This is a genomic window from Cupriavidus sp. 8B, from assembly GCF_054589115.1.
The window spans coordinates 20,669-47,150 of sequence record NZ_BAAILO010000653.1; the positions used below are offsets into that span (position 1 = coordinate 20,669).

Below are 26,482 nucleotides of genomic sequence, written 5' to 3' on the forward strand. Positions count from 1 at the left end.
TCGCCTGTTTCAAAACGGGACAGGCCTGGCGTGAGCGCCTGCTGCGTGTTCCATGGCGGGACAGCGGCGCGCAGCGCATTGCACAAGCCGCGGCCCGGCAGCAGCGCCTGCCGGCCCATGAAGCCATGCCGGACAACGCCGTGCCCGCAATAGCGCGCATGTTGCACTGCACATGGTATCGGCTTTGCTTCTCTTGCCCGCATGCACACTTATGTCCTGCGCCACGCCATGCTCCGTCGCCTTGCTCTCGCGCTGCTGCTCTGCTTCGGCCTTGCCCATGCGCCAGCCTCAAGGGCAGGCGGCCCGGACCGCTATCCGGTGCGCCCGATCAAGCTGATCGTCCCATGGCCGGCGGGCGGCGCCACCGATATCTCGATGCGCGTGCTGGCGGAACTGGCCGGGCGTGAGCTCGGGCAGCCCATCGTGGTGGAGAACAAGCCCGGCGCCGGCGGCACGCTGGTGGGCGGCGCGCTCGCCGCCGCGCGGCCGGATGGTTACACCATCGGCCAGTTGCCGCTGACGGTCTATCGCTTTGCGCCCCAGCAGAAGACATCGTGGCAGCCTCTGCGCGACATCCAGCCGGTGCTGATGATCTCCGGCTATACCTTCGGTATCGTGGTGCCAGCCGACAGCCAGTTCCACACGCTGGATGACCTGATCGCCTGGGGCCGCGCGCATCCCGGCGCGCTGACGGTGGGCTCCACCGGCATCGGCACCACCGCCCACTTCGCCATGGAAGATGTGCTCGGGCGCAGCGGCGTGCGCTACGTGCACGTGCCTTATCGCGGCACCGCGGACCAGATGCTGGCGGTGGCCAACGGCTCGCTGATGGCGGGCGTGAATTCGACCGGCTTCGCGCCTTTCGTGGACAGCGGCAGGATGCGCCTGCTGGCGGTGTTCAGCGCACAGCGTTCTGCGCGCTGGCCGGACGTGCCCACGGTGAGCGAACTGGGCTTCGATCATGCGATCCATAACTCGCCCTATGGCATCGGCGTGCCGCGCGGCACCGACCCCCTGATCGTCAGCCGCCTGCACGATGCGTTGCGCATTGCCATGCAGCAGCCCCGGCACGTAGCCGAGCTGGCCAGGTACGACCAGGAACTGACCTACCTGAACACCGCCGGGTACGAGACCTACCTGCAACGCGCCTGGGAGGCGGAGCGGCGCTTCGCCGAGCGGGTCGGCACGGCGCAGCCGAAGGAGCACCTGTGATGGCCGCCGAATCCCCGCTGGCGCTGCACTGCGAGGCCGTGCGCAAACGCTTTGGCAGCCAGCATGCGCTGGACGGCGTCTCGCTCGACGTGCGGCGCGGCGAGTTCGTCGCGCTGCTGGGGCCCAACGGCGCGGGCAAGACCACGCTGTTCCAGATCCTCAGCGGCCTGTTCGTCGCCGACGCGGGGCGGGTCACGGTCATGGGGGTGGAGATGCAGCACCACCCGGTGCGCGCGCTGGCACGGCTCGGCATCGTGTTCCAGCAGCCGGCAATTGACCTGGACCTGTCGGTCTTGTCCAACCTGCATTTCCATGCCGGCCTGCACGGGCTGCCGCGCCGCGTTGCCGCGCCGCGCATCGCCCGGCTGCTGGGCGACTTCGGCCTGGCAGAGCGGGCCGGCGCACCAGTGCGCGAGCTCTCCGGCGGCAACCGGCGCAAGGTGGAACTGGCGCGCGCGCTGCTGCACGAGCCCGCCGTGTTGCTGATGGACGAGCCCACCGTCGGGCTCGATCCCGCATCGCGCGCGCAGATCGTTGCCGATGCGCGCCGGCTTGCCGTGCAGGCGCAGGCCGGCGTGCTGTGGGCGACGCACCTGGTGCAGGAGGTCGAGCAGGCGGACCGCGTGATTGTGCTGCATCGCGGCGCGGTGCGATTCGACGGCACGCCGGGCGCGCTGCGTGGCGCCGCCGAGTGCGACAGCCTGGAGCAGGCCTTCCTGGCCCTGACCACCTTCCCCGCGGTGCCGACCCGTGCCACCGAGCGCGTCCCCGCATGAACAAGCCGCCAACCCTGGGCTGGATCGCCTGCGCCACCTTGGCCGCCATGCTACTGCTGATTGCCGCCGGCGTGGCCGGTGCCGCCGACAGCCGCAACGCCACCGGGCAGGTCTTCGTCTCCAGCGAAAAGGACGATGCCGTGGCCGCCTACAGCGCCACCAGCAGGCAACTGATCGCCGTCTGGCGGCAATGCAAGCGCCCGCGCCACCTGCAGTTGTCGCCTGACCGGCGGCGCCTGTACGTGGCCTGCAGCGACGACAACCGTGTGGACGTGGTCGACGTGGCCAGCCGCAAGACCGTGGCCTCGCTGCCGGTCGGCGACGATCCGGAACTGTTCGACCTCAGCCCGGACGGCCGCACGCTGTACGTCTCCAACGAGGAAGACGGACTGCTGTCGGCTTATGACATCGCGTCCGGCAAGAGGGTGTTCGCGATCAACGTAGGTGAGGAGCCTGAGGGCGTGAAAGCCAGCCCGGACGGAAAGCGGGTGTACGTGGCCTCGGAAGTGGCCAACCTGGTCCATGTGATCGACGTGGCGTCGCGCAAGCTGGTCAGGAATATCCGGGTCGGCAACCGGCCGCGCCGCCTGCTGCTGGTCATGGACGGCAAGGAGTTGTGGGTGACCAATGAACTGGCCGCCAGCGTCAGCGTGATCCGCACCGATACGCTGGAAGTGGTGCGGACCATCGCCTTCGCGCCCAAGGGCTTGCGCGCCGAGGACGTGACGCCAGTCGGATTGACCGCCAGCAGCGACGGCAAGCGCGCCTATATCGGGCTGGGCCGTGCCAACCACGTGGCCGTGGTCGATGTGGCTTCGTACCGGGTGCTGGACTACGTACTGGTGGGCCGCCGCGCCTGGGGCCTGGCGCTGACGCGCGACAACGCCTTGCTCTATGTCGCCAACGGGCTGTCGGACGACGTCAGCGTGGTGGACACCGCAAGCAACAAGGCCGTAGCCACGCTCAAAGTGGGCAGGGTGCCGCATTCGGTGGCGATCGATGATTAGTTCGCTGACCAGACTGCGCTGGCTGGCCGTGTTCGCCCTGCTGGCGAGCGCCGCACGGGCTGCCGACGTACGGGTGGCCGTAGTCTCCATGGCCGCAGACGCGCGCTATGAACCCCGGCGGATGGAGCAGCGCTATCCCGGCCAGCCACAAGGCCGTCCGCTGGAGGGCGCGCGCGTGGCGGTGGCGGAATCGCGCTTTGCGCTGGAAGCCGCCGGGCAGGTCCTGCGGCTCGATGCGCAGGAGGCCAGTGGCGAAGCCGAGGTGGCGCCCCTGGTGGCCGCCCTGGCGCGTCAGGGCACGCGCTTTATCCTGCTCGACCTGCCGGCTCCGGCGGTCAGGCTCGCAGCCCGTGCCGTCAAGCCCGGCGAAGCGTTGCTGTTCAACGTTTCCGCCGACGACGACGAACTGCGCGGCGCCGGCTGCGCGCCGCATCTGCTCCATACGCTGCCTAGCCGGCGCATGCAGGCGGACGCGCTGATGCAATACCTGGCGCTGCGCAAGTGGCGCCGCGCCCTGCTGCTGAGCGGCCCGTCGCCAGCGGACGCCGAACAGCGCGCGGCGCTCACGCAGGCTGCCCGCCGCTTCGGCATTGCATGGTCGGCGCAGCGCGCGTTCAAGCTGTCGAACGATCCGCGCGAGCGGGAGCAGGGCAACCTCAACCTGCTGACCACCGGCGTGGACTATGACGTGGTGGTAGTGGCCGACGCCGACGGCGAGTTCGCGCGCAGCGTGCCCTATGCGGCCCAGTTGCCGCGCCCGGTGGTGGGCGCCAGCGGGCTGACCGCCCAGGCCTGGCATTGGGCGTGGGAGCGCAACGGCGGCCCGCAGCTCAACCGGCGTTTTATCAAGGCAGCAGGCCGTCCCATGACCGGCTACGACTGGGCCGCGTGGGTGGCGGTGAAGGCGATTGCCGAAAGTGTGGCGCGGCAGCCCAAGGCCGGCTTTGCCGGCCAGGCCGAGGCTTTGGTCTCCGAGGCGGTGGTGGTGGACGGCTTCAAGGGGCCGCCGCTCTCCTTCCGGCAATGGGACCGCCAGTTGCGCCAGCCGGTCCTGCTGGCGCATCCCGACGGGGTGATCGGCGTGGCGCCCGTGGAGGGCGTGCTGCATCCCAGGAATCATCTCGACACGCTGGGCGCAGACGCTGCCGACACCGCGTGCCGGCCCGGCAAATAAGGGAGCGAGACCCAGACCATGACTACCACCCTGATCCACGCCTGGCGCGCCTTGCGCGCGGTGGCCGGGCGCGAACTGCACAAGTTCTTCCGGCAGCCCGGGAGGCTGTTCTCGTCGTTGGTGCGGCCGCTGCTGTGGCTGCTGGTGTTCGCGGCGGGCTTCCAGAACGCGCTTGGCGTTGCCATCGTGCCGCCCTACGACACTTATGTCGAATACAAGGTCTACGTGACGCCCGGCCTGCTCGGCATGATCGCGCTGTTCAACGGCATGCAGTCCTCGCTGGCCATGGTGTACGACCGCGAGATGGGCGTGATGCGCCTGCTGCTGACTGCGCCGCTGCCCAGGGCCTGGCTGCTTGCCTGCAAACTGGCCGCCGGCACGTTGCTTTCGTTGTTGCAGATGCTGGCCTTCCTGCTTGTCGCCATGGCCTTCGACGTGACGTTCGCGCCCGCCTTTCTCCCCGGCGCGCTGGCGGTCATGGTGCTAGCCGCCCTGATGCTGGGTGCGCTGGGTTTGCTGCTATCGGTGCATGTGCGGCAACTGGAGAACTTCGCCGGTACCATGAACTTCGTGATCTTCCCGATGTTCTTCATCAGTTCGGCGCTGTATCCGCTCTGGAAGCTTGAGGAGTCCGGCGCCACGGTGGTCTACCAGCTCGCGCGCTTCAATCCCTTTACCCACGCCGTGGAAGCGACCCGCTTCGCCTTGTACGGGCAGATCGCGCCGGTTAGCCTTGCGGTGATGGCCGGCTGTGCGGCAGTGTTCTTCGCACTGGCGCTGCTTGGCTACGATCCCCAACGTGGCATGGTGCGTCGCGCGCGCCAGGCCGGGGGGCTGACATGAGGCGTGCCGCTGCGTTGCCGATGGCGGCTGGCCTCGCATTCGCCGTGGCGGGCGCGTGGGCGTCGGATAGCCGCGACCCCTTCCAGTCGCCCCAATGGACACTGATTCACAGGGAAGTCCTGCAACTGGCCCCGGTCGTGTTCGACACCCGCGTCAAGGTGACCGGGCCGGCCTTTGCGGAGGACCCGATGCGCGTGCCGGTCGCCTTCGACGCCTCGGCGCTGGGAGAGGTGGATCGCGTCGTGGTGGCGGTGGACCGCAACCCGATCCGCACGGTGCTGGAGTTCGAGCCGCTGAAGGTGCGCCCCTCGCTGTCGTTCCGTTTCAAGCTGGAGCAGGCGTCGCCTGTGCGGGTCGCAGCCCGCACGCGGGACGGCATATGGCATGTCGGCGGGGTGATGGTGGATGCCAGCGGCGGCGGCTGCACGGTGCCCGGCGCCACCCGCCGCGACGGTTCGTGGAGCACCACGCTGAACCGGGTCGAATCGCGCGTGTTTCCCGGCTTCGGCGGCAGTGGAGGCCGGGTGCGGCTGCGTGTGATGCACCCGATGGACACCGGTCTCGTGGCTGGCATCCCGGCTTTCCATATCGAGTCGCTGACCATCTCCGACGCCGCCCGGCAGCCAATGTTGCGTCTGGCGCTGCATGAGCCGGTGGCGGAGAACCCGATCTTCTCCTTTGACCTGCGCGAGGTCATGGAGCGCGGCATGATGGTATCCGGCCGGGACAACAACGGTAACCGCTTCGCTGCACAGGTGACACCATGAGACGAGCGCTGGGGATCCTGCTGTTGCTGGCGGCTCAGGCGGCGGGTGCGCAGGTTGGGGACTACCGCCTCGCGCCCCGGCAGATCGCTGCCGACGTGTGGCTGCTGGAAGGCGCCAACGCGGATTTTTCACCGGACAACGGCTGCAACATCATCAATACCGCCTTTGTCGATACCGGCGACGGCGTGGTGGTGATCAACACGGGGCCGTCGCGCTTGTACGGCGAGCAACAACGCCGTGCCATCGCCTCAGTCACGGCGGCGCCGGTGCGGCTGGTCCTCAATCTCAACCTGCATCCTGATTACTTCTTCGGCAATCAGGCCTATGCGGACGTGGGTGCCAGCGCCCTGGCCGGCACCATCGCCGGTGCGCAGCGCGAGGGTCCGGCCTATGCCGACAACCTCTACCGCATGTGCGGCGACTGGATGCGCGGCACCGAACCAGCGCCGCCGGGCCAGTCGTTGATGCCGGGCAAGCGCACCATGGGCCGGCACACCTTCGAACTGCTGCGGATGGACGGTCATACCGCTGACGACCTGGTAGTGCTGGACCGCAGCGCTGGCATCGTGTTCGCGGGTGGCGTGGCATTCCGCGAGCGGGTGCCGACCACACCGCATGCGGACCTCAAGCGCTGGCTGGCGAGCCTGGACCGGCTGCAGGCGCTGCTGCGAGAGAGCGGCGCGCGGCTGCTGATCCCCAGCCACGGGCCGGCGCTCGGCAGCGCGGATGCCATCGCGCAGACCCGCGGCTACCTGCACTGGCTGGACGCCCGCATGACCGGGGCGGCATCGCAAGGGCGCGACCTGGCGGAGGTGATCGCCATGCCCGTGCCGAACGAGTATGCCCGTTGGGGCGCCATGCCTGCCGAGTACCTGCGCAACGTGACGCATCTCTACCCGGCTTATGAGGACGCCGCGCTGACGCATTGAAGCGGGTCCGTTGAGTTGTTCAATTCCGCAACAGCGTCAACGCAGTGTCCCGCGCTGGTACGCCGCCGGGGTGAACGCAGGCCACGGCAGGGGCCAGTTGCCAGTGTTTTCCACTGGCATGGGAATTGCCAGGAGTCTGTCTGGTGTGCGTGGCGCACCGTGGAAGATCGACAACAAGACAGAGGAGCAGACAATGAGGACGTTAAGGGTGATGATGGTGGTCGCGGCGACAGCCGCGAGCCTGGCGGCACACGCCGCCGTGACCGATGCCATGATCGAGAACGACGCGAAGTCGGCGGGCGACGTGCTGTCGTGGGGGATGGGCACGCAAGGCCAGCGCTTTTCCACGCTGACCCGCATCAACACAAAGAACGTCAGCCAACTGGTGCCGGCCTGGTCGTTCTCCTTTGGCGGCGAAAAGCAGCGCGGGCAGGAATCGCAGCCGCTGATTCACGACGGCAAGATGTTCGTGACCGCCTCTTACTCCCGCATCTACGCCCTCGACCTGAAGACCGGCAGCAAGCTGTGGAAATACGAACACCGTCTGCCCGAAGGGATCATGCCCTGCTGCGACGTGGTCAACCGCGGCGCGGCCCTGTACGACAACCTGGTCATCTTCGGCACGCTCGACGCGCAACTGGTGGCGCTCGACCAGAAGACCGGCAAGGTGGTGTGGAAGGAAAAAATCGAGGACTATGCCGCAGGCTACTCCTACACCGCGGCGCCCTTGATCGTCAAAGGCATGGTGCTGACCGGCGTCTCGGGCGGCGAGTTCGGCGTAGTTGGCCGGGTCGAGGCGCGCGATGCCAGGACCGGCCAGATGGTGTGGTCCAGGCCGGTGGTGGAAGGCCATATGGGCTACAAGTACGACAAGGACGGCAACAAGACCGAGAACGGCGTGACTGGCACCCTGAACGCCAGCTGGCCCGGCGAGACCTGGAAGACCGGCGGCGGCGCCACCTGGCTCGGCGGCACTTACGATCCGCAGACTGGCCTGGTCTACTTCGGCACCGGCAATCCTGGGCCTTGGAACAGCCACATCCGCAAGGGCGACAACCTGTACTCGGCCTCGACCGTGGCGCTCGACCCGGCTACCGGCAATATCGTCTGGCACTACCAGAACACCCCCAACGATGGCTGGGACTTTGACGGCGTCAACGAGTTCGTGACCTTTGACCAGGACGGGAAGCGGCTCGGCGGCAAAGCCGATCGCAACGGCTTCTTCTACGTCAATGACGCCCGGAACGGCAAACTGGTCAACGCCTTCCCCTTCGTCAAGAAGATCACCTGGGCAAGCAGCATCGACCTGAAGACCGGACGGCCCAATATGATCGCGGAAAGCCGCCCGGGCGATCCGGCCGCCGGCAGCGATCCGAAGAAGGGCCAGTCCGTCTTCGCCGCCCCCGGCTTCCTTGGCGGCAAGAACCAGCAGCCGATGGCCTACAGCCCGCAGACCGGCCTGTTCTATGTGCCGGCCAATGAATGGGGCATGGATATCTGGAATGAACCTGTCGGGTACAAGAAGGGCGCCGCCTTCCTCGGTGCCGGCTTCACCATCCATCCGCTCAACGAGGACTACATCGGCGTGCTGCGCGCGATCAATCCCAAGACCGGCAAGATCGAGTGGGAAGTCAAGAATTACGCGCCGCTGTGGGGCGGGGTGATGACCACCGCTGGCGGCCTGGTGTTCTGGGGCACGCCGGAAGGCTACTTGAAAGCGGCCGATGCCAAGACCGGCAAGGAACTGTGGAAGTTCCAGACCGGCAGCGGCGTGGTGGCGCCCCCGGTCACCTGGGAAGACGGCGGCGAGCAGTATGTGGCGGTGGTGTCGGGCTGGGGCGGCGCCGTGCCGCTGTGGGGCGGGGAAGTTGCCAAGCGCGTGAATTTCCTGGAGCAGGGCGGCTCGGTGTGGGTGTTCAAGCTGCACAAGAGCTGAACGTTGCCGGCAGCCAAGCAGTGAAACTGCCCTGCGCGTGCCGGCATCGCACACCGATGTCGGCACACGCAGGGGTTGGTCGATCAACAGAGAATTGGGATGTGTGCATGCAGAAGGTGAAAGGACTCTTATCGTTGTCGGTCGCGGTGCTGGTGGCCCTGTGTGTGGCTCGGGCCGAAGCAGCGCCCGATATGCAGGCGCTGGCGGACCAGAGCGGTTGCTTTTCTTGTCACAGCATGAAGGCCAAGGTAGTGGGGCCGGGCTTTGCCGAGGTAGCGGACAAGTACAAGGGGGACGGGGAAGCGCCCGAGCGGCTCGCAAAGAAGATCCGTGAGGGCGGAAAAGGGGTTTGGGGGCGAATTCCCATGCCGTCGCACGAAAATATCAGTGAAGCGGATGCCAGGAAGCTGGCACAGTGGGTTCTGAGTATCAGATGAGCATTGGAAGAGACCGGTGCCTGACCTGACGGTCGGAGAAAAGCCGGATACGAAGGAAGAATTTGCAAAGACGTTTCACATCGGCCCGAACGGCTGCCCAGGCACGGCGTGAAACGTCTTTGATTTTTTGTGCTCCGCTTTTTTACTTCCGGCTTTCGCTACCAGCACGGCCCGCTTCGCTGCTTAGCCTGAGCGAATTCCCGTCGCTGCGGAAGACCATCCCGCGCGCCTGTACCTCGGCCAGCCTTCCCTGTAGCACGATCTCCATGACCCTCCCATGTTCTCCCGACCGATCGCAGACCGGATCCGTGGCGGCGGCATCGCCGGTCAGCAGGAACGCCTGGCAGCGGCACCCGCCATGGTCTTCCGCCTGCGAGTCGCAGGAACGGCAAGGCTCGGGTAGCCAGTGCGTGCCGCGAAAGCGCTGGAAGGCGTCGCTCTCGCGCCAGATCTCCCGCAGCGGCCGCGCGGTGACGTTCGGCAGGTCAAGCCCCGGCAGCATGCGGGCCGCGTGGCAGGGCAGCGCGAGGCCGTCTGGCGCGACGCCCAGGAAGGTGGTGCCCCAGCCGTTCATGCATTTCTTGGGCCGTTGCTCGAAGTAGTCAGGCACCACGAACAGGATCTGGCACCGGTTGCCGATGCGTGCCCGGTACGCATTCACGAGCGCCTCGGCTTCGCGCAGCTGCTCGTGCGTGGGCATCAGCGCCTGGCGGTTCTCCCAGGCCCAGCCGTAGTACTGGGTGTTGGCCAGTTCCAGGTATTCCGCGCCCATCTCCAGTGCCATCTCGATGATGGCGCCGACGTGGGGCAGGTTGTGCCGGTGCAGCACGCAGTTCATCACCATCGGGTAGCCGTGCGCCTTGATCAGGCGGGCCACACGCTGCTTCAGGTTGAAGGTGCGGGTGCTGGAGAGAAAGTCGTTGAGCTCGCGGCTGGAGTCCTGGAACGATAGCTGGATATGGTCAAGCCCGGCGGTGCGCAAGGCGGCCAGCCGGGCATCCGTCAGACCGATGCCGGAGGTGATGAGGTTGGTGTAGAAGCCGAGCCCGTGGGCATGTTCGACCAGTTCTTCCAGGTCTTTGCGCAGCAGGGGTTCGCCGCCCGACAGGCCCAGTTGCACGGCGCCCAGCGCGCGCGCTTGGGTGAAGACGTCGCGCCACTGCGCAGTGTCGAGCTCGGCGTCGTGCCGGGCATAGTCCACCGGGTTGGAGCAGAAGGCGCAATGGAGCGGGCAGCGGTAGGTCAGTTCCGCCAGCAGCCATAGCGGCGGCCCGGGCGGCGCTATGGCTGCTGGTGGCTCAGACCAGCCAGCCGCGTTCGATGGCATGTTTGACAAAGGCGTGTACCTCCGGTGCGATACCCTGCACGCCGAAGGCGGACTGCAGGTCGTCGATCAGCATGTCGAGCGTATGGCTGCCGTCGCAGCGTTGCAGGATGGCGGCCGCGCTGTCGTTGAGCGTGACCATGCCTTCGGGATACAGCAGGATCCAGCTTTGCTGGGCGTCTTCCCACTGCAGGCGGAAGTTCCGGTGCAGCGTTGGCTTGGTCAGGTCGGCTTCGGTCGGGGTCATGGGCAGGCGAGTTGGATGGCGTCGAGCATCGACCACAGGATGTCGAGCTTGAATTTCAGGATCTCCAGCGCGCGCTGCTGCTGCTCGTGCGTGCGGAAGTAGCCAAGGGTCACGCGCAGGCCGTGATCGACGTCGCGCTGCGCGAGCGGAATGCGGGAGCGGAAATAATCCAGACCTTGCGCTTCGATCCAGGGATAGTGCCCAGGCCAGCCGGCGAGGCGCTCCTTGTGGATCCGCGGGGCGAACATCTCCGTCAGGGAGGAGCACACGGCCTCCTGCCAGGGCGCGCGGCGCGCGAAGTTCACATAGGCGTCGACGGCGAAACGCACGCCGGGCAGTACATGCCGGTGCGACCACAGTTCCTCGCGCGTGAGCCCCACCGCCAGGCCCAGCCGCAGCCAGGCTTCGATGCCGCCTTCCTGGGTCTCGGTGCCGTCATGGTCCAGGATGCGCACGACCCACTCGCGGCGCGTCGCCCGGTCGGGGCAGTTGGAGAGGACGGCGGCGTCCTTGAGCGGGATGCTGGCCTGGTAGTAGAAGCGGTTGGCCACCCACGCGCGAATCTGCTCCGGCGTGCATTGCCCGGCCGCGAGGCGCAGGTTGAAGGGGTGGTGGATGTGATAGTCGGCTTCTTTCGCGCGCAGGCGCGCTTCGAATTCGGCGGTGCTCCAGGCCGTGGCTTGTGTCATAGCGTGATTTCCATGCCGTCGTATGCGACCTCGATGCCGTGGTCCGCCAGCAGGCTGCGCTGCGGCGAGTCTTCCACCAGGATCGGGTTTGTGTTGTTGATGTGGATCAGGATCTTGCGGGCCGCAGGCAGGCGGTCGAGTGCCTCGATCATGCCGCCGGGGCCGGACAGCGCGAGATGCCCCATGTCGGCGGCGGTCTTGGCGGAGAAGCCAAGCTGCTGCATTTCGTCGGCGCGCCAGAAGGTGCCGTCCACCAGCACCACGTCGGCACGGCGGAGTTCGTCGAGCACATGGGGTTCGATGCGGCCAAGCCCGGGCGCGTAGAAGGCGCGCCGGCCGGTGCCGGACTCGACGATGCGCAAGCCGATATTGTCGCCGCGCTGTGGCGCGTTGCGGTTCGGGGAGTAGGGTGGCGCCTTGCTCTCCAGCGGCACCGGGGTCAGCATCACGCCACGAAGCGGCGGCACCGTGAAGGGCGTGTCATCCAGAGCCAGTGTGTGCGTGTCCACCCCGCAGTAGTGCGACAGCATGCGCGTGAGCGGGAACGCCGTGCCGAGATTCTGCAATACCGCCGCGGTGGCGTAGAGCGGCAGCGCCTGCCGGTGCTCGCGCAGCATCAAGAGGCCGGTAACGTGATCGATCTGCGCATCCATCAGGACCACGCCGGCAATCCCTGTGTCGCGCGGATGGCGCGCCGGCTGCAGCGCCGGCGCGTGGCGCAACTGGTCGAGGATGTCGGGCGAGGCGTTGACCAGCACCCAGTCCTGTCCTTCGTCGGTCAAGGCGATCGAAGATTGGGTGCGCGGCGTGGCGCGCAGCGTGCCGTTGCGCACGCCATCGCAATTCTGGCAGTTGCAGTTCCACTGGGGAAAGCCGCCGCCGGCGGCCGAGCCCAGAACCCGGATTGTTGTCATGGCTGAGTCAGAAACTGAGTCGAAAGGCGGGGTCAATGTGCAAGTCATGAGCAAAAAGCCCGCCAGCGAGAAGAAAGGCCCGCCGGGGGCGGGCCTTGCCGGGACGGCACGGTCAGGCAAACGTGATCAGCGGTTGGCGATATACATCGTGATCTCGAAACCCAGGCGCAACTCTTTGTAGGAGGGGGTGGTCCAGTTCATGTCTCTTCCTTTGGGTGGCATAGTTAATGAATGCATCATCGGTTCTTCTTGCGGCGATCGCCGCGTTATCTCCGAGGCAACATCCATGCCCACAACGCCGGCGTCAACATCCTGCATTTTTCTCCGTACGCGGGATGGCCACCGCGTGCATGTGAGGCAGGCCGGGCTCTCCACGGGCGAGCCCTGGCTGGTGCTGCACGGCGGGCCGGGCAGCGGCTGCAGCCCGTCGATGCTGGCCTGGTTCGATTTGCCGTGGCACCGTGTGGTGATGCCGGATCAGCGCGGGGCGGGGCGCTCGCGGCCCGCCGGAAGGCTGCGCCGGAACACCGAGGGCGCGCTGCTGGCGGACCTGGAACAACTGCGCGAGGCGCTTGGCATTCCGCGCTGGGGCGTGGTGGGCGGATCCTGGGGGGCATCGCTGGCGTTGGCCTATGCCGCGCGCTTTCCAGCGGCGGTGGCAGCCCTGGTCTTGCGGGGGACGTTCCTGACCGGGCGTGACGACATCCATCGGCTTTTTTCACCGCGCCATGGTGGCGCCGGCATGCTGCGCCGCGTCACGGGACAAGGCGAGCGCGTGTCGGATGCCCGGGCGCGCCTGCTTACTGTATCCAGGGTGTTGCAAAGTGGTACGACTGTTCAAAAACTGGACACTGCGGGACATTGGCAGCGCATCGAGCGACACTTGCTGGGCCTTGGCCCGATGCAGCCGGGGCGGCGGCAGCCGAGGCGCGAGCGCATGGCGGTGGTGGACAAATATCGGGTCCAGGCGCACTACCTGCGCCGCCGCGCCGGGCTGGGCAAGCCGGCGCTGCTGAAGGCGGCGGCGGAGATCGGCTCGCGGGAGGCGCCAGTGACGCTGCTGCATGGCCGCGCCGATACGGTCTGCCGGCCAGCCAATGCCCTGCGTTTGCAGGCGGTCATGCCCCGGGCACGGATGGTCTGGGTACCCGGCGGACACCTGGCTTCAGGTGCCATGGCCGAGGCCGTGCGCACCGCCATCCGCGAGTCGGGCTGGCAGCGGTGATGGATCCCGCCCGCCGGGGTTTCATGGGCGCCCTGCTGGCGATGGCGCTCAATGGCGCCGGCCCGGCCGCTGTCGCTGGCCGTGTGGTGCTGGACCGGTTGCAGCCGGGTGTGTATGTGGCTCGTGCCGGCAATGCCGAGGTGGCGCGCGCCAACGCCGGGGAAGTGGTGCCGACCCTGGTCCATGTGACCGGCGCTGGCGTGCTGGTGGTCGATCCGGGCCCGCACCTGACCTGGGGGAACGGTTTGCTGGCGGCGATCCGGGCCGTGACCCCCGAGCCGGTGCGCTGGGTGGTTAACACCCATGCGCATCCGGAGAACGTACTGGCCAACGCCGCCTTGGCGTGCCTGCGGCCGCGCCCCGTGTTCCTGGCGTCGGCAGCCACCGCCAGCCTGATGGGGCAGCGCTGCGAGGCGTGCCTGGCCAGGCTTGCCGAGCAACTGGGGCCGGCCGTCATGCGAGGCACGCAGATCGTGCTGCCGGACCCCGCTTTGCGGCATGGCGACCGGCTGGCTACCGGCGGCACGGCATGGGAGGTACAGGTCCACGCGGCGGCACACAGCGCTTCGGATACGGTGCTGTATGCACCGCGGCGGCGGCTGCTATGCGTGGGCGGCCTGGCTTACCGCGAACGCGTTCCGGAGATGCAGGAGGCTTCCTTGCAGGGCTGGCGGCGCGCGCTTCGTGCACTCTCGGTCCTGCCGGCCGATGTCGTGGTGGGCACCGCGGTGGGGACGCCGGCGCAGATGTTGGCGCCGACGCTGGCTTATCTCGATGCGCTGGCCGAGGGCATTGCCGGCGCGCTGGCAGCGGGCGGCGACGCGGCGCGGATGCCCGGCCCGGCGGCAGGCAAGCCCTACTGCCGTTGGCGCTATTTCGCTTCGCGCCACCCCTTGAACGTGCAGCACGCCTGGCGCGAGCTGGAGGACCTGTGGATGCACGGCGAGCCGCTGGCCTGAGCGCCGCCCGCGGCGTAGCGGGTGTTGGGGGCAAGTGCGCACGGACCGCGCCCCACCAGGGGTAGCGACCGGCGCTTAGGGGGCGCTCAGCCTTCGTGATGGGGCAGCGCGCTGGCCTCATCCATTTTCCGGTAGACCGTGTTGCGCGAGATGCCCAGCGCCTTGGCTGCTGCGGAGATATTGCCGTGGTGCGCCTTGACCGCGGCGATGACGGCCAGCGATTCGACGTCGGCCAGGCGGGTCGGTTGGGCGCGCGGCGCCATTTCCAAGGCGCAAGTGCGATCCGGTGGGGCGTCCGGTGCCACCGCAGCGCCGGGGGGCACGCTGGCGACCCGGCGCGCCTGCCGGTCTTCCAGGAAGTCATCGGGCAGGTGGTCCTCGGTGATCTCGGTCTCGCCTTCGGCCATCAGCCGCGCGGTGCGCAGCAAGTTGCCAAGCTGGCGGATATTGCCCGGCCAGTGATAGGTGCGGAACATCTCCATTACCGATTCACTGATGCGCAGCACACTGGCTTCCTGGCCCTCGTGCAACAACTTGTTGGCCACTACATCAAGGTCGCTGCGTTCGCGCAACGCCGGCAACCGCACCACGAGGCCGTTCAGGCGATAGTAAAGGTCTTCCCGGAACAGGCCATTTGCTACCTGATCGCGCATATTGCGATTGGTGGCGCAAACCACCGAAACATCGACATGGATCACCTTGCTGCTGCCCAGCGGCGTGATCGCGCGCTCCTGAAGCGCACGCAGCATGCGCGCCTGCAGGTGCAGCGGCATATCGCCGATTTCGTCGAGGAATAGGGTGCCCCCGTTGGCGAGCAGCATCTTGCCGATGCCGCCCTTCTTGCGGGCGCCGGTGAAGGCGCCTTCCTCGTAGCCGAACAGCTCGGATTCGATCAGCGTCTCGGGAATCGATGCGCAGTTGACCGCAATGAAGGGCCCGGCATGGCGCGGGCTGTCGGCGTGGATGGCGCGCGCCAGCAGTTCCTTGCCGGTGCCGGTTTCCCCCAGCACCATAACGGGAATATCCTTTCCGATTACCTTACGCAGCTTGGTGATGACGCCCTTGATCTGGGCGTCGCCGGTGTCGAGGTCGTCCAGGCCGGCGCACCGCTGCGCCGGGGCTGTGGCCGGGCGGCGGGGCAGGGCGGCGGCTTCATGCATGCCGTGCGCTTCCCGCGCCTCGGCACCGCCGGGAACGGTGGCAGTGGATGCCTTCCACTGAATGCGCGCACTGACCTTGACACCGCTCGGAAGCGGCAAGCGTACTATGCCTGCGGGCGCCCTGCGCTCTGTGTCGAACAATTGCGACATCGACAGGCCGAACAGCGAAGAGAACGTGTGCGCGTGCAGTGCGCTAACCGACAACCCGAGCTGGAACTGCGCGCTACGGTTGGCGGAGAGGAAGCGGCCGCCCGGCGTAAAGGAGGCGATGCCTTCGACCAGGGTGCCGATGAACTCGGCGCGGGAGTGGAAGCGCACGCAGACCATGTCCTGGAAGGCATTGGCAAAGAGCTGGTTCTCGATCATTTGCGCGGACATCCGCACCAGCGCCATGGTGTGCTTGTGGAATCCGCGCTGATCGCCCGTTACATCCAGCGCGCCGACGGTCTTGCCGTAGGCGTCGAGGATGGGCATGCAAGAGCAGGTGAGGAAGCGGTTGGCCTCCAGGAAATGCTCCGCGCCGTGTACCAGCGTGGCCTTGTTCTCGGCCAGCGCGGTGCCGATGGCATTGGTGCCGCGGCTTTCCTCCGACCACAGCGCTCCGGGCTGCAAGGCCACCTTGTTGGCCTTGGCCAGGAAATCGTCATCGCCCAGCGAGTGCAGGATCAGGCCGGCGGCGTCCGTCAGGATCACCATGCTCTGCGTGTTGACGATCTGGTCATAGAGCGTCTCCATCACCGGCAGAGCGTAGGTGAACAGCGACTGGCTGCGCTCTATCTGGGTCTTCAGCTCGCTCTGCAGCACCGGGCAGAAGTCCGGCGACTCATAGGGACGCAAGCCATAGGACTCGGAACGCTGGTGGGCCTGGGCGATCAGGTCGGGCCGGTTGCCCTCCTCCGCGCTGGCCGATGCGGCCGGCGTGGCGACGGGCTCATGCTGGCCGGCGGCCGCTTGGAAAGTCATTTTCTGTCTCCTGTGGAAATCGCCCGCGATCTGTGCGCGGGTCGCGCCGGGTCCTGGCGTGGTCGACAGGGCCCGGAAGTGTTGCGTCATGAAGCAAAACGCTTGCCAGGTGTTGCATTCCAGGGCACTTGTTCAGGAATGCTGCGCTGCACGCCAGCCATTTGCCGGGGCCGGGGCCGGTTTATGGCCCACATAGCGCTTGGTATGGCTTTTGCGGAAGTCACCTCCAAAACATGGTTCAACGACTGGAGGTGACCCTGATGAAAACACCACGCCGCATGCTTGTCCTGCTCTCGGTCTGCACGCTTTTGTCCGGGGCGATCCCCGCGACTGTCTCCGCCCATGGCGACGTCACGCCGCAAGCCGTGGATACCAAGACACTACCTCAACTAGGTGAGCAATGGCGTCCGGATAATCCATACCGGACCGGAGATGCGCAGCAAGAAGCCATGCGTATCGGTACGTCGGCCTACAATCAGAACTGCGCGCGCTGCCATGGGCTGGAAGCGGTGTCGGGCGGCATCGCGCCGGACCTGCGCAAGCTCGACGGCGATTGCACGTCGCTGGCCGACGCGAAGAAGAAGCAGGCGTGCATGGGCGAGATCTCGCAGTACTTCACCACCACCGTGCGCAAGGGGCGCACTCGCGACGGCCGGGTCTACATGCCGCCGTTCGAAGGCGTGCTGAGCCAGGAAGCGGTCTGGGCGATCAAGACCTATCTGGAATCGCGGCGCGAATAAGGGTGTTGGCCCCCCGGCGCCCAAGGGCGTTGAGCCGGAAACCGGACGGCATTGCCGGCCTGATCCAGGAATGACTGGATTCACGGATTCACGGATTCACGATCAATACAAGAGACCAGGAGACTTCCCATGCGCGCCTGTCCTGTCCGGGACGCCGCTCCGTCCAAGCCCGTCCCATTGCCTTCCCGTCGCCTGGGCGGCGCCCTGTTGGCGCTCGCAGCGCTGCTTTGCGCACAGCCCTCGCTGGCGGATATGGCGAAGATCCGCCAGAGCGTTACCTTGAAGGTCGCGGTCTATAAAGGCCTGCCGCCATTCTCTACCGAGCAGGGCAACCCGCTGCCCGGCATTGACGTCGCGCTGGCCAAGGCCCTTGGCAAGCAGATGGGGCTGTCCGTATCGCTGCTGCCCTTCGATGCCGATGAGAACATGTCGGACGACTTGCGCAGTATGGTCTGGCGTGGCCACTACCTGGGCTACGGGCCGGCGGACGTGATGCTGCACGTGCCGGTCGACCGCGCGTTCATGCGCGAGAACGACAAGGCGCTGATCTTTGCGCCTTACCACCGCGAGATGTTCGTGCTGGTTCATGACCGGGAGCGCATTCCCGAGGTCCGGCACCTGGAGGACCTGGCCGGCCAGCCGACCGGCGCGGAGGCGGGCTCGGCCGGCGCCAACGCTCTGCTGTCAGGGGCGCAGGGCGCGCTGCGCGACAAGGTGAAGATCTATGCCGGAGCCGATGTGGCCCTGCGCGCGTTGTTTGCCGGTGAGATCGCCGCTGCAATGGTCACGCGCGCCCAATACGAAAGCGCACTGAAGGCGTCCGGCCAGTCTGCCGCGCGCTTTGCCACGGTGGACGTGGCTTCGCCACTGCTGCCCGCGCGCGGCTGGGCCATCGGCATGGCCGTCAAGGCCGACGAGCGCGAGCTTGCCGATTCGTTGCGCAACGCGCTGGATGAGCTCCGCCGCAGCGGCGAGCTGCAGCAGATCTTCGCGCAGTACGGTGTGTCGTTGCAAACGCCATGAGATTCTCCTGCTGTTGGGCGTGCGGAACTCGACCTGGCATCAAGTGAGGATTGGCCAAAGGGTAGGGCGCGCAGCCTCTCAAGGTCATGGCCGTTGAAGTGATCGAGCGCAAAGCGGTGCCAGCGGCTCGGCCTGTAATGGTCCTCTGGCGCGTGTCTCGGAAATGGCCCTGGGGGCCGGCTGCCACCTGACTACTCGAACGTCACATCTTTACTACACTTCAGGAGAGCGGATCCCGTCATCCGACGCAATGCTGGAAGTCTTGTTTGGTGGGCCTCCATCAGCGTTGGTCCCGAGCCAACGCTCGAGCAAGCGCTGGTTACGACACTCCACGCGACACCCGCGCAAGCCGGTACCCGGCGGGTATGCTCCGGTCCGCGTCACTAGGGAGCTTTGGGATGGCTGGGAATATCCGTAAGCAGACCGGTAATGGCGAACAAAAGCCAATTGCACTCGCTTTGCAGGGCGGCGGGATGCACGGTGCGTTTACGTGGGGAGTCCTTGACCGGTTGCTCGAAGATGGGAGATTTGCCATCGAAGGCGTCAGTGCAACGAGTGCGGGGGCGATGAATGCCGCCGTGCTCGCCTACGGTCTGCTGCAAGGCGGGCACGACCGGGCGCGCGAGGCGCTGCACGAATTCTGGCTCGCCATCGCGCAATCGGCAGAGAGGTATAGCCCGCTGCGTTGGATGCCGTGGCTGAAAGGGTCGCATAGCTTTGGGCTGAACCACTCGCCCTTGTATGCGATGGCGGACATCGTTCTTCGTATCCTGTCGCCATACCAGTTCAATCCCGATAACATGAATCCGCTGCGGGATGTGCTGGAGAAGCAGGTCGATTTTGCGGTGTTACGCAAGCAATGCCCGATACAGCTTTATCTGTGTGCGACCAATGTTGAGACCAGCAGAATACGCATCTTTTCGAGCGAGGACATTTGCGTTGAAGCCGTGCTGGCTTCCGCCTGTCCGCCAACCCTGTTCCAGGCTGTGTCAATCGATGGTGAGTACTTTTGGGATGGCGGCTATGTTGGCAATCCGGCCATTTTCCCGCTGATCTATCACTGCAATACAAGCGATGTCGTGATTGTCCACATCAATCCGATCGTACGCCATGGCGTGCCAACCACTGCCGCCGAAATCCTCAATCGCGTCAACGAAGTGAGCTTCAACTCATCGCTCATGCGAGAGATGCGCGCGATTGCCTTCGTGACTTCGCTCATCCAGCGAGGCAAGGTCGAGCGGGGCGAGATGAAGGAAATGCTGATTCACTCAATCAGGTCCGATGAGACGATGAGCGCTCTCGGTGTGTCGAGCAAGTACAACGCAGACTGGGACTTCCTTTGCGACCTGCGTGACAAGGGGAAGACTGAGGCCGATGCATGGATCAAAGAAAACTACGAGAATGTCGGCCAGCGCTCGAGCATTGACATCGGAAAGGAATTCCTTTGAGGGCTACGATTGGGCCACCGATGAATTGGCAGGGTAACTCACGGGGCCACCGGATCGTCATTGGTGGGTTGTCCCCCGCTCTCCAATCGGGAGGGCCATCGCTTCAGGTCAGATCAGCCAGTAGTGCCTTGGCTTGTTGCCAGTCGGCGACGTCAAAGCCCTCGCTGAAGGCTCCATGGATCGCGGTCAGGGTCTGGCGCGCGGCGTCCATCTTTCCCTGGCGTCGCCATAGCTGGGCCAGGCTCAGCGCGGCTTGCAACTCCAGTGACCTGGCACCCTGATCGCGGGCGACGGCGATTGCCTTGTGAAAACAAGCCTCAGCGTCTTCGCGGCCGGCGAACGCGCGGGATCCCACGCTCGACTGCTGGAGTATCAGTTCGCCTTTGAGCCGATGCAGCGTCGCTTCGTCAAGCCGCTCTCCCGTCTCTTCCGTCAAGGCTAGAGCCTCGGTCAGCGCCTCCAGTCCGGCGTGGAGGTCCCCGGCTGTCCGATAGGCTTCAGCGAGCAGAGCCAGTAGGTTCGGCCTTCCCAGTGCCGCGCCAGTCACCTCGTAGGCGGTGAGGCCCTGGTGAATCTGGGCAATTCCCTGCTCATGCCTACCGTGTTCGGCCAGCGCCCAGCCTTGCAGGACTGTTCCCCACGCGAGATAAATGGGAAACCCCTGATCACCCGAGACAGCGATGGCGGCCTCAGCGTACTCGCGGGTCAATTGCACCTCACGCCGACATCGGTGCACTTCGGCCGCGAAGACAAGGCAAAGTGCGAGGTTAAAGGCGTCAGGGCGCTGCTTGGCCAGAGCCAATGCCTCGTGGCAGCGCGTGCGAGCCAGATCCGGCAGGCCCAGATACCAAAGAATCCAACCCAACGTGCTCCTGGCATGTACGGCTGGGTCTCGCCCATAACCCAGAAGAAAGGCATAGGCCGGCTGGTCCGGGCGGTGCAGTGCCAGCACCTGCTCCATGTGGCTGCGGGCCACACTGAGCTGGCCCAGACGGAATGTGGTCGCCCCGAGCACGCGATGCGCCTCCGCGAGCTGCTCCGGCTTCTGCGTATCCAGAGCCATGCCAAGCAGCCGTTCCCCAAGCGGCTGCGCAACCTTGTACTGCGCCCGCAATTGATAGAACGCCCATAGTCCAAGCTGCGCCGAGAAGAAATATGGCGTTTGCCCACCTTGTTCGCACAATGCCAGCGCGCGCCTGTAAGTTGCCTCCACTTCCGGGGCGGCCTGACCCCGGGTGGCAATCAAGGCCGGCCCGAGCGTTAGTAGCAGCGTGAGTTCCTCGCATGCGCGCTCGGGAGTGTCGGGCAGTCGCTTGAGCAATTCAACGGCTGTGCTGAGGTGATGCATCGCTTCGCCCTGGGCAGAACGCTCGAGGGCCTGCTGGCCGGCACAGTGCAGGTACTTCACTGCCTTCGGGATGTTGCCGCTATGGCTGTAATGGTGTGCGAGCTCGCTGCAGTAGTCCTTTAACCGACTCCCGAACAGGGTCTCGATGGCCTCGGCGGTGCGCTCGTGAAGCGCGCTGCGTCGCTCGGTAAGCAGGGAGTTGCCGGCAACTTCCTGAGTGAGTGCGTGCTTGAAAGCGTACTCCACATCCGGGAATGCGGGTCGCTCGTAAATGAAATCGCCCGCCCGCAGGTCGGCGAGAAGAGGGCGCAGCTTGTCGTCATCCAGCGCGGTGACGTGCTGGATGAGACTCAAAGGAAATTCCTTGCCGATCACGGCCAGGCTCTGCAGCAGTTCCTTCTGGACGAGGGGGAGCCGATCGATGCGGGCTGCAAGCACGCCCTGGACGGTGGTGGGGATATGCAGTGAGGTAGGCGCCGTCTCAATGCGGTAGCACCCGGGCTGGCCAAGCAGGGCTTTCTCCTCGACCAGGGTCTGGACCACTTCCTCCATAAAGAACGGGTTGCCTTCGGTCTTGTCCAGGATGAGCCGTTTCAGGGGTGCGAGAGCGCGATCATCGCCAAGCAGCGCGGTGAGCAGTCCCTGGGCTTCGGTCGGGCCCAGAGGCTCCAGATGCAGTTGGACGTAATAGCCTCTGGGGTCCCAGTCATGGGAGTACTCCGGACGGTAGTTGACAAGCAGGACGATCCTCGCACCCGGCACATAGTCGATGAGGATATTGAGGAAGGCCTCGGTTTCGCTGTCCAGCCATTGCAGGTCTTCGAAAAGGAGTTCGAGCGGCTGGTTGAGGCTTTCGCGGACCAGCAGGCTTGCAATCGCTTCGAACGTGCGCTGGCGCCGGATGGCAGCGTCCATGGTCGGCAGTGCTGAGCCGGGCTCGACGGATCCGAGCAGGTAGAGCAGGTAGGGCAAATGGTCTTCCAGCGCCCGCTCCAGGGTGAGTAGCTTGCCGGTGACCTTCTCACGGCAGCTTCGATCGTTGTCCTGCGGGGTGATTTGAAAGTAATTTCTCAGCAGCTCGATCAGCGGCAAATAGGCAAAGGCCTTGCCGTGCGAAACCGAGAACGTCTCCAGCACAAGGCAGCCTTGCTGTGATCGTGCCTTGAACTCGTGGAATAGCCGCGATTTTCCTACCCCGGCCTCGCCCACCACCCCGACGACTTGTCCATGCCCTGCCTTGGCCAGCTCCAAGGCGTTGTGCAATTGTTCCATTTCGCTCTGGCGTCCCACAAAGCGGGCCAGACCGCGGTGCGCCGCCACTTGCATGCGCGTGCGCAATGCCCCGAGGCCCAGTACCTCATAGACCGCAAGCGGATCCCGGACGCCTTTTACGTGGGTGGTCCCCAGCGCCTTGAATTCGAAATACCCCTCGGTGAGCTTATGGGTAGACTCGCTGACGAGGATGGACGCCGGTGTGGCAATGCCTTCCATGCGCGAGGCGATGTGGATTGTGTGGCCCACAGGATCGTAGTCCGTGTGCAGGTCGTCCGTGCGGATCGAGCGCACCAACACCTCGCCGGTGTGGACACCGACGCGGATCTGAAGCGGTATGCCTTTGTCCAAACGCACTCGGTCACTGTGACTACGCATCGCTTCCTGCATGCGTAGCGCTGCGAATAGTGCCCGCAGGGCATGGTCCTCGTGGGCAATGGGGGCGCCGAACAGGGCGAGAATGCCGTCACCCAGGAACTTCGCTACGTAGCCCTCATAGTGGTGCACGGCCCCCATCATCAGCGTCACGACGGGGTCGATCAGGTGACGCGCCTCCTCGGGATCCAGGTCCTGGATCAATGCCGTCGAGCCAGCCATATCGGCGAACAGCGCCGTGATGGTCTTGCGTTCGCCGTCCGTCCCGCCCCTGGCTTCCATGGCCGCCTGCTCCGCCCGGATGCGCTCGGCCAGATGGGGAGGCGTGTAGTGAACAGGGGCCGAAGCGGCGGACTTAGGCGCTGGAAGCGACTCTGACGGGTCGCCGTTCAGGGGCGAGCCACATGCGCTGCAGAAATTTGCGGCAGGGCTGGACTCCTCGCCGCAACGCGGGCAGATCCGTGCAAGCTTGGCCCCGCAATGCTCGCAGAAGTTGGCCCTCGCGAGGTTCTCGCCCCCGCAATCTGTGCAGCGCATATCGCCTCCTGACTGCAATCGCCTGCCTCAGATGATTAGACGCGTCATTGGCTTCGTTAGCAAGGCGGGGGGGCGATGGCCCTGGCGCAATGAATTGCGAGTGGAGAGGATTATTCTGTTGGCGGTGACGGGAGTTTGTCGTTCCCCTGCTGCGCCGAGCCAGGCGGGCAGCATGAGGTGGCGGGGAAGGGCGCGCGCCAGCGCGCGGATGACCACCGGTGAAGCGGCCAGCGAAGGGCCCGACATTGCATAAGGCTCAGGCCGAGTACCCCGCCGGGCGCATTCGTACATCCATGCCGAAGGGAGCAGGCGCGCCGGCAGCGCGGCGTCCCGGGCTCATTTTGGCGCGCCCTAATATTCATCAATAATATTGAACAACTGCTACGACTAATTCATCACTTTGCCGTCGTTCTTTGCCATAAAGTTCAACCCATGGACGGCGTAACAACAAAGACGACGTTCAAAAAAAATCAATCAAATGGACAAGCAAAGGGAAATGATCATGACCAACGCCAAGCTCGAAGTGCTGACCCCGGACAACAGCCAACTGATCTTCATCGACCACCAGCCGCAGATGGCCTTCGGCGTGCAGTCGATGGACCGCCAGGCGATGAAGAACAACGTGGTGGGCCTGGCCAAGGCCGCCCGCATCTTCAACATCCCCACGGTCATCACCACGGTGGAGAGCGAGTCCTTCTCCGGCTACACCTATCCCGAACTGCTTGACGTATTCCCTGGCCAGAAGACGCTGGAACGCACCTCGATGAACTCGTGGGACGACCAGAAGGTGCGCGACGCGCTGGCCGCCAACGGCCGCAAGAAGATCATCGTGGCCGGTCTGTGGACCGAGGTCTGCAACACCACCTTCGCGCTGTCCGCGATGCACGACAGCGACTACGAGATCTACATGGTGGCCGATGCCTCCGGCGGCACCAGCAAGGAAGCGCACGACTACGCCATGCAGCGCATGGTGCAGGCGGGCGTGGTGCCGGTGACCTGGCAGCAAGTGCTGCTCGAATGGCAGCGCGACTGGGCCCACCGCGACACCTACGACGCGGTGATGAAACTGGTCAAGGAACACTCGGGCGCCTACGGCATGGGCGTGGACTACGCCTACACCATGGTGCACAAGGCCGCCCAGCGCACGGCCACGCCGCACGAGTCCATCGCGCCGGTGCCGGCCCGCTGACAGGGCGACAGGCGTGGCGGCCTATCAGCGGGCCGCTACGCCGGGGGTGCGACGCCCATGATGCGCAATCTGATGGCGTGCGCAATCCCCCCAAGAGAGGGGAGGTCAGCGCTATTTTCCAAGTCGGGTGATCGTCGTGGCCGCTGCAGCGCATCCCGACAGCCCTCGGTGCCATCGCCGGCGCAGCCGCCCATGCCTGTGCACATGCCTGTGCAAATTCCGAAGGCGGTGTATCCGCGTCGGATCATGCGAGCACCGCGGTCTTTTGCTGACTATTCTTTGCAATTGATGTTGGTCAGGGCTGGTAGCCTGTTTGCCCTCAACATCTGCATCCGATCTCCGACCCATGACAACCATTCTCGCCATCGCCGTTGCTTGCGGCGCATTTCTCAGGCTCTGCGTCGCGTCTCCTTATGAAGAGGCATTCGGGCTGGGTAGGTGCGACGTGGGCGGCCTCAGCGAGGTCCTGGCGCAGGGGCACGATAGTGACGGTGACGGTCAATGGCCGTGCGCTCGAGGCATGGCTGCGGATCATTGTCCGAGTTGATGGTTAGCATGGCGAAGCCGAACACATCTGCACTGGCCTCGCCAGCCCACGCGCGCCTCAGACCGGCAAAAAGCAAACTCGCGCGCGCAACTAACCCACCTTGGTGTCAATGGCAAGGCTGGTAAATGCCCGTTGCAAATTCGAACAGAATGTTAGGTACCTCGGCGCTACAGTGGCCATTCCCATGCCTGAAGGCATTCTAGGAGGTACACGAATGAAGCAACATCTGGCGAAATCCCTGTTGATGGCTGGCGCGATGATCGCGTCCTACCCGCTGTTCGCGCAGCAGGCCCAGCCCATTCAGCCGACCCAGCCGATGCCAACGACTCAGCCGATGCAATCCGCCCAACCTATGCAAGCCATGCCCTCGGCAGCGCCATTGGCCCAAGGGGCGCTGCCAGCCGCACGCGATCCCTATGCGCAGGGTGCCGGACAGTCGGCTCAGCCGGCCATGGCGCCCGCACCAGTCGACCCGACACTGGCCCGCAGCCCCAGCCCGGCAATGGACCCCGCCAGTATGAGCCTGGCACCCGATGCGCTCGGAACGCGCCTTGGCCAGCGCAATCTTTTCCTCGACGGCGCCTGAGCACCTCGCAGCCTTCTTGCACGCTGAAAGTCTGGACCACCACTGCGGAGCGTAGCGTCCGGTAAGCCGGGCAGCGTTCCGCGATGGACAGCAGCGCGGCGCACTGCACCGCCTCTCGGGACGAGTGGCGGTGCGATGCCTCGTTGAGGTCCAGGGCACATTGGCCTTGGGGTCCCGGCCGCTCGGTGTCCCGACCATCTGGCCGGGTGCCTGTGGCGGTCAAGTGGCCAATCACGACGCGGCAGTCGCCTTGGTAGCGCGTATCGAGGGCCATGCTAGGATCGTGTCGGTCATTGGGAGATGTCATGGTTCAGAAGCTATTCGAAGAACTACCGGTGGACGAGCAAGAGGACTTCGAGTCGGCGTGCAAGAAGCATGGCCGGATCCGCGAAGAATTTACGATCGTCTTTGACGAAGGCAACCCTTCCAAGGACGGCGTAAGCCCCATTTCCCGTGAGGTGACCGTGGCGGCAAATCTCACCGGTGCCCGCCAGCACTACGCTGCTGGAAGCGGTACGTCCTGGACCGTCGAGTTCGAGCGAGACCTCGATCGCGGCTTTTTCTGGGAAACCTACGACTAGGTTGATACCGCCTGCGCCGGCTGTACCACCGACAGGGCAATGACATCGGCCCACCGGACCCTCCGCGTGGGCGACAGCAATGACAATGCTGCAAGGCCATGATTTAGAGAGGTCCCGGCCCGGAATGCGACCCGTTCTTGAGCAACGCCGAAGCCTTACCCAAAGGTCTCCTCCCATCACCTCCATCACCTCCATCACCTCCATCACCTCCATCGGGTCCACATAGAGGGCGATCATCCGAATAAGGGTCTCCGCCGATCCCCTGAGGCCGACA

At 65.5% G+C, this 26,482-nt stretch carries 24 protein-coding genes; 17 read left to right on the top strand and 7 right to left on the bottom strand.

Translation table 11 applies throughout. From position 1 onward, the window contains the following. Positions 1 to 228 precede the first annotated feature (228 nt). From ACYP5B_RS52090 to ACYP5B_RS52130, 9 genes are all read left to right on the top strand, one after another. A complete protein-coding gene (locus ACYP5B_RS52090) occupies positions 229 to 1,212 on the top strand; it encodes a tripartite tricarboxylate transporter substrate binding protein (protein ID WP_400094793.1) in 984 nt (327 codons plus the stop codon). Further along, entirely contained in the window at positions 1,212 to 1,988 is a 777-nt protein-coding gene (locus tag ACYP5B_RS52095; RefSeq protein WP_400094795.1) for an ABC transporter ATP-binding protein, read from the top strand. The genes ACYP5B_RS52090 and ACYP5B_RS52095 overlap by 1 nt, the downstream gene beginning before the upstream one ends. Continuing rightward, a complete protein-coding gene (locus ACYP5B_RS52100) occupies positions 1,985 to 2,995 on the top strand; it encodes a PQQ-dependent catabolism-associated beta-propeller protein (RefSeq protein ID WP_400094796.1) in 1,011 nt (336 codons plus the stop codon). The genes ACYP5B_RS52095 and ACYP5B_RS52100 overlap by 4 nt, the downstream gene beginning before the upstream one ends. Further along, the gene (locus ACYP5B_RS52105) at positions 2,988 to 4,169 is read left to right on the top strand and encodes an ABC transporter substrate-binding protein (RefSeq protein WP_400094798.1); all 1,182 of its coding nucleotides are present in this window, start codon (positions 2,988 to 2,990) and stop codon (positions 4,167 to 4,169) included. The genes ACYP5B_RS52100 and ACYP5B_RS52105 overlap by 8 nt, the downstream gene beginning before the upstream one ends. A gap of 18 nt (positions 4,170 to 4,187) precedes the next feature. Then, positions 4,188 to 5,012, top strand: a complete 825-nt coding sequence (locus ACYP5B_RS52110) for an ABC transporter permease (protein ID WP_459575341.1) — start codon at positions 4,188 to 4,190, stop codon at positions 5,010 to 5,012. Then, positions 5,009 to 5,779, top strand: a complete 771-nt coding sequence (locus tag ACYP5B_RS52115; protein WP_459575343.1) for a quinoprotein dehydrogenase-associated SoxYZ-like carrier — start codon at positions 5,009 to 5,011, stop codon at positions 5,777 to 5,779. Before ACYP5B_RS52110 ends, ACYP5B_RS52115 begins: the two co-directional genes overlap by 4 nt. Next, positions 5,776 to 6,708: a quinoprotein relay system zinc metallohydrolase 1 gene (locus tag ACYP5B_RS52120; protein ID WP_267602389.1), complete on the top strand. Its 933-nt coding sequence runs from the start codon at positions 5,776 to 5,778 to the stop codon at positions 6,706 to 6,708. The genes ACYP5B_RS52115 and ACYP5B_RS52120 overlap by 4 nt, the downstream gene beginning before the upstream one ends. Before the next feature lie 193 nt (positions 6,709 to 6,901). After that, positions 6,902 to 8,644: a PQQ-dependent methanol/ethanol family dehydrogenase gene (locus tag ACYP5B_RS52125; RefSeq protein WP_400094804.1), complete on the top strand. Its 1,743-nt coding sequence runs from the start codon at positions 6,902 to 6,904 to the stop codon at positions 8,642 to 8,644. Positions 8,645 to 8,751: 107 nt separating this feature from the next. Then, positions 8,752 to 9,081 carry a c-type cytochrome gene (locus tag ACYP5B_RS52130; protein WP_400094805.1) on the top strand — a complete coding sequence of 110 codons (330 nt, stop codon included), beginning with the start codon at positions 8,752 to 8,754 and terminating at the stop codon, positions 9,079 to 9,081. A gap of 142 nt (positions 9,082 to 9,223) precedes the next feature. Here ACYP5B_RS52130 and pqqE read toward each other — a convergent pair whose 3' ends face one another. The 5 genes from pqqE to pqqA form a co-directional block, all read right to left on the bottom strand. Continuing rightward, on the bottom strand, positions 9,224 to 10,408 hold the full coding sequence (gene pqqE, locus ACYP5B_RS52135; protein ID WP_400094807.1) for a pyrroloquinoline quinone biosynthesis protein PqqE: 1,185 nt from the start codon (positions 10,406 to 10,408) through the stop codon (positions 9,224 to 9,226). Next, on the bottom strand, positions 10,380 to 10,652 hold the full coding sequence (gene pqqD / locus ACYP5B_RS52140; protein ID WP_400094809.1) for a pyrroloquinoline quinone biosynthesis peptide chaperone PqqD: 273 nt from the start codon (positions 10,650 to 10,652) through the stop codon (positions 10,380 to 10,382). Before pqqD ends, pqqE begins: the two co-directional genes overlap by 29 nt. After that, positions 10,649 to 11,341, bottom strand: coding sequence for a pyrroloquinoline-quinone synthase PqqC (gene pqqC / locus ACYP5B_RS52145; protein ID WP_400094811.1), 693 nt, complete (start codon positions 11,339 to 11,341; stop codon positions 10,649 to 10,651). Before pqqC ends, pqqD begins: the two co-directional genes overlap by 4 nt. Next, complete coding sequence (pqqB, locus tag ACYP5B_RS52150; RefSeq protein ID WP_400094813.1) at positions 11,338 to 12,255, bottom strand: pyrroloquinoline quinone biosynthesis protein PqqB; 918 nt, start codon at positions 12,253 to 12,255, stop codon at positions 11,338 to 11,340. Before pqqB ends, pqqC begins: the two co-directional genes overlap by 4 nt. Positions 12,256 to 12,381: 126 nt before the next feature. Beyond that, a complete protein-coding gene (gene pqqA / locus ACYP5B_RS52155) occupies positions 12,382 to 12,456 on the bottom strand; it encodes a pyrroloquinoline quinone precursor peptide PqqA (RefSeq protein WP_318236424.1) in 75 nt (24 codons plus the stop codon). An 85-nt stretch (positions 12,457 to 12,541) separates the two neighbouring features. On the opposite strand from pqqA, the gene ACYP5B_RS52160 reads away from it, so the two are divergent. Together ACYP5B_RS52160 and ACYP5B_RS52165 are read left to right on the top strand one after the other, a co-directional pair. Continuing rightward, positions 12,542 to 13,480: an alpha/beta fold hydrolase gene (locus ACYP5B_RS52160; protein WP_400094815.1), complete on the top strand. Its 939-nt coding sequence runs from the start codon at positions 12,542 to 12,544 to the stop codon at positions 13,478 to 13,480. Next, a complete protein-coding gene (locus tag ACYP5B_RS52165) occupies positions 13,480 to 14,439 on the top strand; it encodes an MBL fold metallo-hydrolase (RefSeq protein ID WP_400094817.1) in 960 nt (319 codons plus the stop codon). Before ACYP5B_RS52160 ends, ACYP5B_RS52165 begins: the two co-directional genes overlap by 1 nt. Positions 14,440 to 14,525: 86 nt before the next feature. Here ACYP5B_RS52165 and ACYP5B_RS52170 read toward each other — a convergent pair whose 3' ends face one another. Further along, positions 14,526 to 16,562: a sigma-54-dependent Fis family transcriptional regulator gene (locus tag ACYP5B_RS52170; RefSeq protein WP_459575348.1), complete on the bottom strand. Its 2,037-nt coding sequence runs from the start codon at positions 16,560 to 16,562 to the stop codon at positions 14,526 to 14,528. A 260-nt stretch (positions 16,563 to 16,822) separates the two neighbouring features. Here ACYP5B_RS52170 and pedF point away from each other — a divergent pair, with 260 nt between their 5' ends. The 3 genes from pedF (at position 16,823) to ACYP5B_RS52185 (ending at position 19,773) form a co-directional block, all read left to right on the top strand. After that, entirely contained in the window at positions 16,823 to 17,302 is a 480-nt protein-coding gene (gene pedF / locus ACYP5B_RS52175) for a cytochrome c-550 PedF (protein ID WP_400094820.1), read from the top strand. A 129-nt stretch (positions 17,303 to 17,431) separates the two neighbouring features. Beyond that, positions 17,432 to 18,325, top strand: coding sequence for a substrate-binding periplasmic protein (locus tag ACYP5B_RS52180; protein ID WP_459575349.1), 894 nt, complete (start codon positions 17,432 to 17,434; stop codon positions 18,323 to 18,325). 398 nt (positions 18,326 to 18,723) lie between these two features. Continuing rightward, complete coding sequence (locus ACYP5B_RS52185; RefSeq protein ID WP_459575351.1) at positions 18,724 to 19,773, top strand: patatin-like phospholipase family protein; 1,050 nt, start codon at positions 18,724 to 18,726, stop codon at positions 19,771 to 19,773. A 103-nt stretch (positions 19,774 to 19,876) separates the two neighbouring features. Here the strand turns inward: ACYP5B_RS52185 and ACYP5B_RS52190 are convergent, their stop codons facing one another. Further along, positions 19,877 to 23,305 (bottom strand): adenylate/guanylate cyclase domain-containing protein, encoded by a 3,429-nt coding sequence (locus ACYP5B_RS52190; protein ID WP_400094826.1) that lies wholly within the window; start codon positions 23,303 to 23,305, stop codon positions 19,877 to 19,879. A gap of 502 nt (positions 23,306 to 23,807) precedes the next feature. Here ACYP5B_RS52190 and ACYP5B_RS52195 point away from each other — a divergent pair. The 3 genes from ACYP5B_RS52195 (at position 23,808) to ACYP5B_RS52205 (ending at position 26,208) form a co-directional block, all read left to right on the top strand. Continuing rightward, positions 23,808 to 24,494, top strand: a complete 687-nt coding sequence (locus ACYP5B_RS52195; protein ID WP_267602396.1) for a hydrolase — start codon at positions 23,808 to 23,810, stop codon at positions 24,492 to 24,494. 761 nt (positions 24,495 to 25,255) lie between these two features. After that, positions 25,256 to 25,627 carry a hypothetical protein gene (locus ACYP5B_RS52200; protein ID WP_318236402.1) on the top strand — a complete coding sequence of 124 codons (372 nt, stop codon included), beginning with the start codon at positions 25,256 to 25,258 and terminating at the stop codon, positions 25,625 to 25,627. Positions 25,628 to 25,932: 305 nt separating this feature from the next. Beyond that, positions 25,933 to 26,208 carry a hypothetical protein gene (locus ACYP5B_RS52205; protein ID WP_318236403.1) on the top strand — a complete coding sequence of 92 codons (276 nt, stop codon included), beginning with the start codon at positions 25,933 to 25,935 and terminating at the stop codon, positions 26,206 to 26,208. The last annotated feature ends 274 nt before the right edge of the window (positions 26,209 to 26,482 follow it).